The sequence below is a fragment of the Paracoccus alkenifer genome (assembly GCF_900108405.1).
GTDB classification, from domain to species: domain Bacteria; phylum Pseudomonadota; class Alphaproteobacteria; order Rhodobacterales; family Rhodobacteraceae; genus Paracoccus; species Paracoccus alkenifer.
In genome coordinates, this window is record NZ_FNXG01000001.1 from 229,338 (window position 1) to 241,933 (window position 12,596).

At 68.2% G+C, this 12,596-nt stretch carries 14 protein-coding genes; 11 read left to right on the forward strand and 3 right to left on the reverse strand.

Annotated features, from left to right (window positions below; all coding sequences use genetic code 11):
* Nucleotides 1-42: 42 nt before the first annotated feature.
* Nucleotides 43-774 (reverse strand): Crp/Fnr family transcriptional regulator, encoded by a 732-nt coding sequence (locus BLW83_RS01120; protein ID WP_090845817.1) that lies wholly within the window; start codon nucleotides 772-774, stop codon nucleotides 43-45.
* 129 nt (nucleotides 775-903) lie between these two features.
* Nucleotides 904-2,226, reverse strand: a complete 1,323-nt coding sequence (locus BLW83_RS01125; RefSeq protein WP_090844650.1) for a FliI/YscN family ATPase — start codon at nucleotides 2,224-2,226, stop codon at nucleotides 904-906.
* Between BLW83_RS01125 and BLW83_RS01130 the strand changes: the two genes are divergently transcribed.
* Genes BLW83_RS01130 through BLW83_RS01175 form a run of 10 tightly spaced genes read left to right on the forward strand, consistent with a single transcriptional unit; the run spans nucleotide 2,225 to nucleotide 8,369 of the window.
* Nucleotides 2,225-2,707, forward strand: a complete 483-nt coding sequence (locus tag BLW83_RS01130; RefSeq protein ID WP_245728564.1) for a FlgB family protein — start codon at nucleotides 2,225-2,227, stop codon at nucleotides 2,705-2,707. The genes BLW83_RS01125 and BLW83_RS01130 overlap by 2 nt on opposite strands.
* A gap of 3 nt (nucleotides 2,708-2,710) precedes the next feature.
* The gene (flgC, locus tag BLW83_RS01135) at nucleotides 2,711-3,100 is read left to right on the forward strand and encodes a flagellar basal body rod protein FlgC (RefSeq protein WP_090844653.1); all 390 of its coding nucleotides are present in this window, start codon (nucleotides 2,711-2,713) and stop codon (nucleotides 3,098-3,100) included.
* A gap of 31 nt (nucleotides 3,101-3,131) precedes the next feature.
* Nucleotides 3,132-3,443 carry a flagellar hook-basal body complex protein FliE gene (gene fliE, locus BLW83_RS01140; protein WP_090844657.1) on the forward strand — a complete coding sequence of 104 codons (312 nt, stop codon included), beginning with the start codon at nucleotides 3,132-3,134 and terminating at the stop codon, nucleotides 3,441-3,443.
* Nucleotides 3,443-3,709, forward strand: coding sequence for a flagellar biosynthetic protein FliQ (locus tag BLW83_RS01145; RefSeq protein WP_090844660.1), 267 nt, complete (start codon nucleotides 3,443-3,445; stop codon nucleotides 3,707-3,709). The genes fliE and BLW83_RS01145 overlap by 1 nt, the downstream gene beginning before the upstream one ends.
* 3 nt (nucleotides 3,710-3,712) lie before the next feature.
* Complete coding sequence (locus BLW83_RS01150; protein ID WP_090844663.1) at nucleotides 3,713-4,426, forward strand: flagellar hook-basal body complex protein; 714 nt, start codon at nucleotides 3,713-3,715, stop codon at nucleotides 4,424-4,426.
* Nucleotides 4,427-4,437: 11 nt separating this feature from the next.
* Entirely contained in the window at nucleotides 4,438-5,223 is a 786-nt protein-coding gene (gene flgG / locus BLW83_RS01155) for a flagellar basal-body rod protein FlgG (RefSeq protein ID WP_090844666.1), read from the forward strand.
* Entirely contained in the window at nucleotides 5,223-5,633 is a 411-nt protein-coding gene (flgA, locus tag BLW83_RS01160) for a flagellar basal body P-ring formation chaperone FlgA (RefSeq protein WP_090844669.1), read from the forward strand. Before flgG ends, flgA begins: the two co-directional genes overlap by 1 nt.
* An 11-nt stretch (nucleotides 5,634-5,644) precedes the next feature.
* Entirely contained in the window at nucleotides 5,645-6,379 is a 735-nt protein-coding gene (gene flgH / locus BLW83_RS01165; protein ID WP_090844672.1) for a flagellar basal body L-ring protein FlgH, read from the forward strand.
* A 9-nt stretch (nucleotides 6,380-6,388) separates the two neighbouring features.
* Entirely contained in the window at nucleotides 6,389-6,952 is a 564-nt protein-coding gene (locus tag BLW83_RS01170) for a hypothetical protein (protein ID WP_090844676.1), read from the forward strand.
* Between the two features lie 34 nt (nucleotides 6,953-6,986).
* Entirely contained in the window at nucleotides 6,987-8,369 is a 1,383-nt protein-coding gene (locus tag BLW83_RS01175) for a glycosyltransferase (RefSeq protein ID WP_177172453.1), read from the forward strand.
* A 373-nt stretch (nucleotides 8,370-8,742) separates the two neighbouring features.
* Here the strand turns inward: BLW83_RS01175 and secA are convergent, their stop codons facing one another.
* Nucleotides 8,743-11,469, reverse strand: a complete 2,727-nt coding sequence (secA, locus tag BLW83_RS01180) for a preprotein translocase subunit SecA (protein ID WP_090844682.1) — start codon at nucleotides 11,467-11,469, stop codon at nucleotides 8,743-8,745.
* Nucleotides 11,470-11,670: 201 nt separating this feature from the next.
* Between secA and BLW83_RS01185 the strand changes: the two genes are divergently transcribed.
* Nucleotides 11,671-12,594 (forward strand): peptidylprolyl isomerase, encoded by a 924-nt coding sequence (locus tag BLW83_RS01185; RefSeq protein WP_245728565.1) that lies wholly within the window; start codon nucleotides 11,671-11,673, stop codon nucleotides 12,592-12,594.
* The last annotated feature ends 2 nt before the right edge of the window (nucleotides 12,595-12,596 follow it).

Sequence of the window (12,596 nt, forward strand, 5' to 3'; positions counted from 1 at the left end):
CCCCTTGCCTTGCCCCCTGCCCCCCTGCCCCCTGCTCCGCAGTCAGCGCCGGCGCCGTTCCAGATCCAGGTAATCCGCGCTGAAATGCGCCAGCCGCACCAGCTCGGGCCAGTCGAGAATCTCGATCTCGGTCCCCACCCAGCGCAGCAGCTTGCGGTCGCGCAGGTCGCGGACCGCCCGGTTCACATGGATCGAGGAATACCCCAGCAGGATCGCCAGTTCCCGTTGCAGCAGCGGCAGGGTCAGCCGGTGATCGCTCGCCACGCCGACGGCGGCCAGCCGCGTGTAGATCTCGCACACCAGATGCGCGAGATGCGCGGAAGATCGCAGCGTGCTGGCCGCGGCCAGCCACTGGCGATGCACCGCCGCGTCGATGGCCGTCGCCATCCACAGCAGCCGCGTCAGATGCGGGTGGTTCTCGGACAGGTCCAGCAGATAGCGGTGATGGACGAACTCGATCCGCGCCGGGCCAAAGGCCATCAGCCGGTCGTCGACCTCGGCCAGCACGAAATTATGCAAGTCCATGAAGTCGCCCGGCACATACAGCGCCGTGATCACCGGGCGGGGCACGCGGGCCGGCATGGTGTGCAGCCGCCCCGCCATGCCGTCCAGAACCAGGCAGCTGTGGCTCTTGTCCGGGCCGGGCGCCATGATGGTCTGGCCGTTCTGGAATTGCAGGGTTTCGGTGGGAATCGCGCGCAAGGCTGCCAGATCCTTGGCGCCCAGCTCGTCGCGGCGTTGCAGGTATCGGATGAAATATTCTGTCAGTGCCATCTCTGCCTCGGCCGTCCACAGCAACCGATTGAATGTCCACCATTTTACCGAGGCGCAAGCAACGTTCCAGCATATTAACATAAATCAGGCGAATCTTGCGGATCATGCGCCGCAGCGCCCCCGCCCGCATCATGCCACCCGCGCCGGCTGGGGACGCAGCGAAAGCGCATCGTGCAGCATCGCAAAGCTTTGCGCCGCGCCGGGCGAACTGCGGGCGACAAACGCGTCCAGCGCCGGATACAGCCGCACGGCCTCGTCCAGCCGGGGATCGCTGCCCGGCGCGTAAAGCCCGGCCTTGATCATCAATTCCGATTCCGCATAAAGCCCCAGCGCCGCGCGCGCCCGCGCGATCAGCGCGTTTTCAGCCTCGGACGCCGCGGTCGGCAGCGACCGCGACACGGACCGCAGCACATCCACCGCCGGGAACCGGCCACGCTCGGCGATGGCGCGGTCCAGCACCACATGCCCGTCCAGCACCCCGCGCAGGATGTCGGCCACCGGTTCCTCCATGTCCGAGCCCGCGACCAGCACGCTGAACACGCCGGTGATGTCGCCCACACCCTCGGCCCCCGGCCCCGAGCGTTCGGCCAGCGCCATGATCGCCTGCGCGGTCGAGGGCGGAAAGCCGCGGTTGCTGGCGGCCTCGCCCGAGGCCAGGGCGATTTCGCGATGCGCCTCGGCAAAGCGGGTGATGGAATCGGCCAGAAACAGCACGTGGCGGCCGTGGTCGCGGAAATGCTCGGCCACCGCCATCGCCGCCCAGGCGCAGCGCCGCCGCATCAGGGGCGACTGGTCCGAGGTCGCCGCCACCACCACCGCCCGGGCCATGCCCTCGGCCCCCAGGGTGGATTCGACGAATTCGCGGACCTCTCGGCCCCGTTCGCCCACCATGGCCACCACCACCACATCGGCCGAAAGCCCCCGCGCCAGCGCCCCCAGCAGAGTCGATTTCCCCACGCCCGAACCCGCAAACAGCCCGATCCGCTGCCCGCGCACGACGGGCAGCAGCGTATCGAACACCGCAAGCCCCGTATCCAGCCGCGCCCCCAGCCGCTTGCGCGTGGTCGCGGGCGGGGGGGCGGCGCGAAACCGGCGTCCCTCATGCCCCGAACGCAGCGGGCGCCCGTCCAGAGGCCGGCCCAGGGGGTCCACAATGCGCCCGATCCAGGCGTCGCAGGGCGAGATCGCGGGGCGGAACAGCAGCTCGACCCGGGCGCCGATCGACAGCCCGTCGGTCGGCCCGTCGGGCAGGATCAGCGCGTGCTCGGGGTCGAGCCCCACCACCTCGCCGCTGAGCGCGCCGTTCAGGAACCCGACCCGATCCCCGACCGAGGCGAAATGGTTCAAGCCCCCCACCTCGACCACCCCGGCGCGAATCGCCGCGACGCGGCCGAAATAGCGCCCGATTCGCAGCTTTCTGATGCGCTCGGCGGTCGATTCTATCCTGTTCATGCGTTTTCCCGTCGATTTCGGCCCGAAAATCATGGGCGTCGAAACGGTTTATAAACCTATGGGGGTTAAGACCGGGTTTATCGCGGATGAGGAGGACCCTCTTTTGTTTGAACGGATCGACACGATGCGGATGGCGCGCGACCTAGGCGTCCATGCCGCGAATCGCCAGCGGGTGATCGCGACGAATGTCGCCAATGCCGACACGCCGGGCTATCGGGCCCGCGATCTGCGCGACTTTGACCCCGACCGCGCGCCGGTTTCGCTGAAAACCACCCGGCCGGGCCATGTCGCGGCCGGGGGCTGGGGCAGCGCAGCGGGGGTCATCGACGCGCGCGGCGAGCCCTCGCCCAACGGGAACTCGGTCTCGATCGAGGATGAGATGCTGCGCGCGGCGGATGCCAAGCGCCAGTTCGACCTGTCGCTGTCGGTGATGCAGTCGGGGCTGACGATGATGCGCACCGCGCTGGGACGCAGGGGGTAAGACATGTCCGAAACTTCCGCCACCGCCATTTCGGCCTCGGGGCTGCGCGCCCAGGGGGTCAGGCTGCGCCATATCTCGGAAAACATCGCCAACGCGGACACGCCGGGCTATCGCCGCAAGCTGGTCAGGTTCGAACCCGACCGCGATTTCGGTCGCGACACCGGCACCGTCCGCGCCGGCCGCACCCGGCATGACCGGACCGAGCTGCCGCAGGTCTATGCCCCCGGCCACCCGATGGCGGGCGAGAACGGCTATTACCTTGGCTCGAACGTCGATCTGGTGATCGAGGTCGCCGACGCGCGCGAGGCCAGCCGCAGCTACGAGGCCAATCTCAAGATGTTCGAGCAGTCGCGGCAGATGTCTGCCTCGCTGCTGGAACTGATCCGCCGCTGAGCCGCCGCATCAACCAATGAAAGGGACGCCCATGATCTCGCTGACCCAATCCGCCCTGCAATCGGGCAGCCGCGTCGCCTCGGCCTATGCCGAGGCCCGCGCCGCCGCGGCCCCCGCCCCCGGCACGGCGCCGACCGGACAGGGCCTGACCGCCGCCGCCCGCGATTTTGCCGCCGTCATGGAACAGGCCGACGCCAACGCCGTCGGCGCCATGCAGGGGCGCAGCGACACCCACGCGCTGGTCCAGTCCATAGCCGAGGCGCAGATCGCGCTGGAAACCGCCGTCGCCGTGCGCGACCGCGTGGTCGAGGCGTATCAGGAAATCCTGAGGATGCCGGTCTGATGGACGAAAACCTGATCTTCGACATCACCCGGCAGGCGCTGTGGATCGCGGTGCGGATGGCCGCGCCCCTGCTGGCGGTGGCGCTGATCACCGGCGTCGCCATCGGGCTGTTTCAGGCGCTGACCTCGGTGCAGGAAATGACGCTGACCTTCGTGCCCAAGGTCGGGCTGATGCTGGTGGTGTTCTGGGTCTCCATGAGCTTCATGACCTCGACGCTGGCCGGTTTTTTCGCCGACAGCATCCTGCCGCTGATCGCGAGGGGCTAGGCCATGGACAACGCGATTTATGCTGCGCTGACCCGCCAGTCCGGGCTGATGAACGAAATGCGGGCGGTGGCCAACAACATGGCCAACAGCGCGACCACAGGGTTTCGGCGCGAAGGCGTGGTGTTTTCCGAACATCTGACCGCCATCGGGCCGGGGCGCGAGACGCTGTCGATGGCCAACGCCCGCGGCCGCGACGTGGACCTGACGCCTGCGTCGCTGTCCCAGACCGACGGCCGCCTGGACCTCGCGCTTGAACGCGAAGGGTTTTTCATGGTCGAGACGCCGCAGGGCAACCGGCTGACCCGCGCGGGCGCCTTCATGACCTCGGCCGAGGGCGAGCTGGTGAACGCCGACGGCCATCGGGTGCTTGACGACGGGCAGGCGCCGATTGCGCTGCCGCCGGATGCGCGCAGCGTGGGCGTCGGCCCCGACGGCACGATTTCCGCCGACGGGCTGCCCATCGCGCGCATCGGGGTCTTTGACCAGCCCGACCGGGCGCAGCTGCGCCACGAAGGCGGCACGCTGTTTGCCCCTGGCAACGCCGAACCGGTCGAAGAACCGCTGGTCCGCCAGGGTTTCCTTGAGGAATCCAACGTCAACCCGGTGCTGGAACTCGCCCGCATGATCGAGGTCCAGCGCGCCTATGAGCTGGGCCAGTCCTTCCTCGACGGCGAGGACCAGCGCATCCGCTCGGTCATTTCCGCAACCACCCGCTGAAAGGCTTAACGATGAGAGCATTGCAGATCGCCGCCACCGGGATGGCGGCCCAGCAGACCCGGGTCGAGGTGATTTCCCAGAACCTCGCCAACATGTCCACCACCGGCTACAACGCCCGCCGCGCCGAATTCGCCGATCTCGCCTATCAGCAGGTCACCCGCCCCGGCACCATCGCCGCAGCCGACGGCACCATGGTGCCCGCCGGGGTGCAGATGGGGCTGGGCGTGCGTCCCACCGCGGTGACGCTGACGCTGGCGCAGGGCACCTCCTCCCATACCGGCGGCGATCTGGACGTGGCGATCGAGGGCCACGGCTATCTTGAGGTGACGCTGCCCTCGGGCATTTCCGGCTATACGCGCGATGGCGGGCTGAAACGCTCGCCGGACGGGCAGATCGTCAGTTCCGACGGCTATCCGCTGGCGCCGGGGATCACCATTCCGCAGGAAACCCGCAGCATCGCAATCAGCCCCGCGGGCGAGGTCTTTGCCTATTTCGACGACCAGATCGAGCCGCAGAACCTGGGCCAGATCACTCTGGCCAGCTTTGTCAACGAAAAGGGGCTCGAGGCCATCGGCTCGAACCTGTTTCTGGAAACCACCGCCTCGGGGGCGCCGATGACCGGCAACCCCGGCGAACAGGGGCTGGGAACGCTGCGCCAGCAGTATCTGGAAGAAAGCACCGTCGATCCGGTGCGCGAGATCACCGAGCTGATCAAGGCCCAGCGCGGCTATGAGCTGAATTCCAAGGTGATCACCGCCGCCGACCAGATGCTGGGCGCAACGGTGCAGGTGCGGTGATGCGGATGCTGTTTCTGCTGGCATTGCTGCCCGGCACAGCGCTGGCCGACGGTCTGGTCGCGACCCGCGTCCTGCCCGCCGGCACGGTGCTGACGGCCGCCGACATTGCCCCCTTGCCCGGCACCGGCTCGGGGCTGACCCCGGATCAGGCCATCGGCCTGCAACTGCGCAGCGCGGTCTATGAGGGCCGCCCGATCACCGCCGCACATCTGGCCGCGCCGACGCTGGTCAGCCGCAACCAGATCGTGACGCTGTCCTACGACAGCGCCGCCCTGCGGATCGAGACCGAGGCCCGCGCGCTTGGCGCCGGCGGCGCCGGCGACGTGATCCGCGTGATGAACCTGGCCTCAAGGGCGACGCTGAACGCCCGCATCAACCCCGACGGCAGCCTGTCCGTCGCCCAGCGCTGAAGGATTCGCGCATGAACACCAGAACCGCCGTCACCGCGCTGTCGCTGGCGCTGGCGCTTGCCGCCTGCGGGCGCGTCGCCGATGTGGGCCGCCCCCCTTCGCTCAGCTCGCCCCACGCCGGCAGCGAATTCGATGCCATGTCCAAGCCGGTGTTTCCAATGCCCGCAGGCCCCGCTGCCCCCGGCGGGGCGGCGTCGCTTTGGTCCGGCCAACCCATGTCTCTGGTCGGCGACAGGCGGGCGCGGACCCGCGGCGACATCCTGACCGTGGTGATCGAGATCGACGACAAGGCCGAGATGCAGAACAGCTCGGGCCGCACGCGCAGCGCCTCGGAAAGCGTCGGGATTCCGCAGATGATAGGGGTGCCGCAGCGCCTGGACAAGATCCTGCCCGAAGGCGCCAGCACCGCCGAGCTGGCCTCGGCCAAGGGCGGCTCGACCTACAAGGGCTCGGGCAGCATCTCGCGGCGCGACAAGGTCACGCTGCGCGTCGCCGCCACGGTGATCGACACGCTGCCGAACGGGGTGCTGCATGTGCAGGGCTCGCAAGAGGTGCGGGTGAACCACGAGATGCGCGAACTGACCGTTTCGGGCTTTGTTCGCCCCTCGGACGTCAGCCGCGACAACGAGATCGCCTATGACCGCATCGCCGGCGCGCGGATCAGCTATGGCGGCCGCGGCCAGATCAGCGACGTCCAGCAACCGCGATACGGCCAGCAGATCGCCGATATCATCCTGCCTTATTGAGGGGTTGCCATGCTTGGAAAGCTGTTGCCGATCCTGCTGAGCCTTGTCGCCCTGATCGGGGGCGCGGTCGGTGGCGAATTGCTGCGGGGCGCGCCGCCGCCTCCCGCGGCAGTTGCCGCCCCCGACCAGGCGGCCCCTGCGGAGCTTGCCGCTCCGGACCTCGGCCCGCAGGCGGAACCGCCCCCCGCCACCACCCCGCGCGAGGCCGCCCCCGTTTCCGCCGCGCAACCCGAGCCTCAGGACGCTTCGGCCCCGGCTGCATGGTTCAAGTTCCCCCAGCAGTTCTTCGTGCCGGTGCTGCATGGCGGGCGACTGGACAGCACCATGATCCTGGCGCTGTCGGTCGAGATGCCCGAAACCGCCACCGAAGAGGTTTACGCCCATGAAATCAAGCTGCGCGACGCGCTGCTGCGGCAGCTGCTGATCCACGCGAATACCGGCGGCTTCGACGGCAACTTCACCACCGAGGCGCATCTGAAAAAACTGCGGGGCGACCTGACTGCGACGGCGCAAGCCATCGTGCCGCGCGTCCGCGAAGTCCTGATCGGCGACATCGCGCGGCAAGAGCGATGACGCCAAAGCCACTCGCACGATTCCGGGGCCGGCGGTGAGCAGCCCGTTCCCCATCGCGATCCTGCTGGCCTCGTATCAGGGGGGACGGTTCCTTGGCGCGCAGCTGGACAGTATCGCCGCGCAAAGCTGCGGGAACTGGCGGCTGGTGGTGTCGGACGACGGCTCGTCGGATGCCACGCAAGAGATCCTGCGCCGTTTTGCGGCCGCCCATCCCGATCGCGAAATCGAGCTACGCGAGGGCCCGCGCCGGGGCGCGACGCAGAACTTTCTGTCGCTGCTGGAGTCGGTCCGGCCGGGCGAGGCCGTCGCCTGGTGCGATCAGGACGACATGTGGATGCCCGACCGGCTGGCTTGCGGCGTGGCCGGGATCATCGCGGCGCAGGACGCCGGGTCAGGGACGGATGCGGTGTTGCCCGATGAGCCAGCGCGGCGCATCGAAACCCTGCGAAATTCGCGGCCGGTCGCGATGCGCGCGGAGATTGCCGCCTCGGCGGGAACCCGCGCCGGGGGCGCCGGTGAGAAGCGCGCGCGCGGGCAGCCTGCCGGGCAGCCTCCCGCGGTCAGCATCCCCGGACCCGGGACAAGAGACCGCAAGGCGCAGCGTCGGGGCGCATCTGATGACCACGTCCGGCCCGCCGCTGTTCCCGCCTTGCCCATGTCCCCGGACAGCAACCCGACGGCGGTGCTGCACGTCACCCGGACCATGATCTGCACGGCGGATCTGCGGCCGATCCGGCCGGCGCCGCTTTATCGACGCCCGCCCGGGTTCCGCAACGCCCTGGTGCAGGCCTGCACCCCGGGCAACACCATGTTGATTGACCCCGCCGGCGCGGCGCTGCTGCGGCAAGCGCGCGTCCACGCCATCAAGGCCGGGGTGGTTTCCCACGATTGGTGGAGCTATCTGCTGATCGCGGGCGCCGGAGGGCGGGTGATCCGCGACCCGGCGCAGACGGTGCTTTATCGTCAGCACGGCGCCAATCTGGTGGGGCGCAACGACAGTTTCCGGACGATGTGGCAGCGATTGCTGCGGCTGGGGACGGGCGATTTCGCGCTGTGGCTGCGTCGCAATATCCGGGCGCTACAGGGTGCGAGGTCGCTGCTGACACCGGAAAATGCCGCGCTGCTGGATCGCTTTGCCCATGCGCTTGACCAACCCGGTCCGGTGGCGGCGGCAGAGCTGGCGCGGTTGGGGATCTATCGCCAGACGCGGCCGGGATCTGCCGCCCTGTTTGCCGCGGCGGCGACGGGGCGGCTGGCCGCAGGTCGCGGCGGTGCGCCGTCGCGCGTCCGGCATCCCGCCGCAGATACGCCAGCCCAGGCCGCAGCCGCCGTTGCCGACAGGCCGCCTCCAGCGCCCCACAGGCAAGCCCCGCCGATTGCAATGGCGGTGCAAGAGGTTGAGCCAGCGCAGAGTTGACGGGCAGCGCTGCCGGGAAAGCGTCGCCGGGATATGGGCGCGGGGACCGCAGGGCCGAGAAACCGTCAGGGCCGCAGCAGCGGGGAGGCGGGAAAACGCCCGCGACGCCAAGAGCGCCCGGAACACTCCGGCGCTTGCCGTCGCTTTGAACAAGCGGCGCCCGGGCAGCGCGGGCCTGCCGGCCGCTCCAGCGGTCGAGCCAGACCGACACCGAACGGACCAGATGTTCCGTCGCGCGCAGGTCTGCCGGCCGTGCCGGCCAGCGCTGCCGTCCCGACCAAGGGACATGTCGCGTTCAGCCGCCCCGGCAGGGACGCACGGCAGTCACGAAACATCCAAGGGAAACAGCCCCGGATCCGGGGCTGTTTTCAGCCTACACCAGCGCGCCGTGGCAGTTCTTGAACCGCCGGCCCGAGCCGCAGGGGCACGGGTCGTTGCGCGAGGGGTTGCCCCAGGTGGTCGGGTCGTTTTCGTCGAAACCGGGGATGCGGCCCGCGACATCGGCGGCGCCGGCCTCTTCGTGGCTGGGCTGGGCGGCGGCCTGTTGCGCCTGCAACTGCACCTGATACTGGCGCAGCATCTCTTCGCGCTCGGCATCGGTCAGCGGGCGGATGCGGGCAAGGTTCTGCGTCACATCGTTGCGCAGCCCGTCCAGCAGGTTTTCGAACAGCTGGAACGCCTCGGTCTTGTATTCCGCCAGCGGGTCGCGCTGCGCATAGCCGCGGAAACCCACGACCGAGCGCAGATGTTCCAGCGTCACCAGATGCTCGCGCCACTTGCCGTCGATCTGTTGCAGCAGCACCTGCTTTTCGATCTGGGCCATCTGCTCGGGGCCGAATTGTTCGGCCTTTTGCGCCATATAGGCGTCGCTGGCGTCCCGGATGCGTTCCAGCATCGCGTCGCGGTCCACGCCGTCCTCGGCCGCCCATTCGGCGACGGGCAGATCCATGTTCAGCTGTTCGACCCCGGCCTTGCGCAGACCTTCGGTATCCCATTGCTCGGCATAGGTTTTTTCGGGCAGATAGCTGTCGATCAGATCCTCGATCACCTGCTGGCGCATATCGGCCACGATGTCGGCGACATCGTCCGATTCCATGATCTCGCGGCGCTGGGAAAAGATCACCTTGCGCTGGTCGTTCATCACGTCGTCGAATTTCAGCAGCTGCTTGCGGATGTCGAAGTTGCGGCCCTCGACCTTGCCCTGCGCGCGTTCCAGCGACTTGTTGACCCAGGGGTGGACGATGGCCTCGCCGTCCTTCATGCCCAGCGTCGACAGCACCTTGTCCAGCCGTTCCGAGCCGAAAATCCGCATCAGGTCGTCTTCCAGCGACAGGAAGAACAGCGAGCGCCCCGGGTCGCCCTGCCGGCCCGAGCGGCCGCGCAGCTGGTTGTCGATGCGGCGGCTTTCGTGGCGTTCGGTCGACAGGACGAACAGCCCGCCGGCATCCAGCACCGCCTGTTTGTCGGCGGCGTGTTCGGCCTCGATCCGGGCGCGCAGCTCGTCGGGGTTGGCGTCGGGGTCGGCAGCCAGCGCCTGCAACACCTTCATTTCCACGTTGCCGCCCAGCTGGATGTCGGTGCCGCGGCCGGCCATGTTGGTGGCGATGGTGACGGCGCCGGGCTTGCCGGCCTCGGCCACGATCTGGGCCTCTTGTTCGTGCTGGCGCGCGTTCAGCACGTTATGGGGAATGCCCTCGGCGCTGAGCATGTCCGACAGCATCTCGGATTTCTCGATCGAGGTGGTGCCGACCAGCAGCGGCTGGTTGCGGGAATGGGCTTCCTTGATCGCCTCGATCACGGCGGCGTATTTTTCGGCTGCGGTGCGATAGACGCGGTCGTGTTCGTCGACGCGCTGGATGGGGCGGTTCGTGGGAACCTCGACCACGCCCAGCTTGTAGATTTCGGCGAATTCCTCGGCTTCGGTCACCGCGGTGCCGGTCATCCCGCCCAACTTGTCGTAAAGGCGGAAATAATTCTGGAAGGTGACCGAGGCCAGCGTCACGTTTTCCGGCTGGATATCGACGCCCTCTTTCGCCTCGATCGCCTGATGCAGCCCGTCCGACAGGCGGCGGCCCTGCATCATCCGGCCGGTGAATTCGTCGACCAGCACCACCTCGGCGTCCTTGACCACATAGTTCTGGTCGCGGCGGAACAGCTTGTGGGCACGCAGCGCCTGGTTGGCGTGGTGGACGATGGTGGTCGATTCGGGGTCATAGAGCGTCTGCCCCTGCGGCAGGATCCCGGCCTCTTGCAGGCGCTTTTCCAGAAACTCGTTGCCGTCCTCGGTAAAGGTGGCGTTGCGGGTCTTTTCGTCGACCGTATAGTGGTTTTCGGTCAGCTCGGGGATAAAGGCGTCCAGCGTGCGATACAGTTCGCTGCGGTCCTGCGACGGCCCCGAGATGATCAGCGGCGTCCGCGCCTCGTCGATCAGGATCGAATCGACCTCGTCCACGATGGCAAAGAAATGCCCGCGCTGGGTCATTTCCTCGATACTGCCCTTCATGTTGTCGCGCAGATAGTCAAAGCCCAGTTCGTTGTTGGTCGCATAGGTCACATCTGCGCGATAGGCGTCGCGTTTTTCCTGATCGCCCTGGAACGGATAGACCACGCCGGTGCGCATCCCCAAGGCGGCAAAGACCTTACCCATCCATTCGGCGTCGCGCTTGGCCAGATAGTCGTTGACGGTAACGACATGCACGCCCTTGCCGGCCAGCGCGTTCAGATAGGCCGGAAAGGTGGCGACGAGGGTCTTGCCCTCGCCCGTCTTCATCTCGGCAATGTTACCCTGATGCAGAAAGATCCCGCCAAGCAGCTGGGTGTCAAAGGCGCGCAGGCCAAGCGCGCGGCGCGCGGCCTCGCGGCAGTTGGCAAAGGCCTCGGGCAGCAGCGCGTCAAGGCTTTCGCCGTCGCTGCCCTGCGCGCTGTTACCCTGCGCGCGGGCCTGCAATTCCCGGGTCTTGGCGACCAGATCCTCGTCCGACATCGCCTGGAACTGCGGCTCCAGCGCGTTGATGCGGGCCACCAGCGGGCGGGTGGCTTTCACCTTGCGGTCGTTGGGGGTGCCGAAGATCGACTTGGCCAGATTTCCGATGCCGAGCATGGTGTCCTGTCAGGTTGGGCGCGGCGGGCGTGACGCCCACTTGCCCCGACCGACGGCCTTGCCCTATCACGAGGCCGGAAAATCGGCGGCGGGCGCGCATTTTCGGTTGCGCCGGATGTAGGCCCCGCCCGCCCCGCTGTCAACGCCACCCCGGCCCGGATGGACCGCCGGGCAATCATTGCGAAAGGGGGCACAAGCTCCATGCTGAAAACCACTCCGGCCATCGCTGCTGCCGCCGCCCTGCTGATGGGCGCGCCCGCGCTGGCGCAGACGGCCGAAACCCCCGCCGCCTCCGCCCCTGCCGTGGCCCCCCCCGCCGTGGCCCCCCCCGCAGTGGCCGAAGTCACCGGCGCCCCCCGCGCCGACAGCGTGGTCGCCGTGGTCAACGGCGAGCCGATCACCCTGGGCCAGATGATCGCCATGAAAGAAGGGCTGCAAGGCGGCGCCGCCGATCTGCCCGACGTGGCCCTGTGGGATCTGATGCTGGACCAGATGATCCGCCAGACCGCGGTGGCGCAGGTCACCGCGCAATCGCTGACCCCGCGCGACCGCGCCATGCTGGAACTGGACCGGCGCGGCTATCTGTCGGCCGCGACGCTGGAACGCGTGGCCCAGCCCGAGCCGACCGAGGACGAGCTGCGCGCCGTCTATGACGCGGCCTTTGGCGACGCCGATTCGCCCAAGGTGGAATACAGCGCCGCCCATATCCTTGTCGCCACCGAGGACGAGGCCAAGGCCATCGCCGAGGAACTGGCCGGCGGCGCCGATTTCGCCGCGCTGGCGGCCGAAAAATCCACCGACAACAGCAGCGGGAACGGCGGCGATCTGGGCTGGTTCACCGCCGACATGATGGTCGAACCCTTTGCCCGCGCGGTCGAGGCGCTGGAACCCGGCCAGGTCTCGGCCCCCGTGCAGTCGCAATTCGGCTGGCATGTGATCTTGCTGAACGAAACCCGCGAACAGGCCCCGCCCGATTTCGACGCGATCCGCGAGCAGCTGTCCACGCAGGTCCGCCGCAACCGCGTCGAGGCCGAGATCGAGCGGCTGGTATCCTCGGCCGCCATCGACAAGACCGAGGGGCTGTCGCCCGAACTGCTGAACCGCTCTGAGCTGCTGGACAACTGATC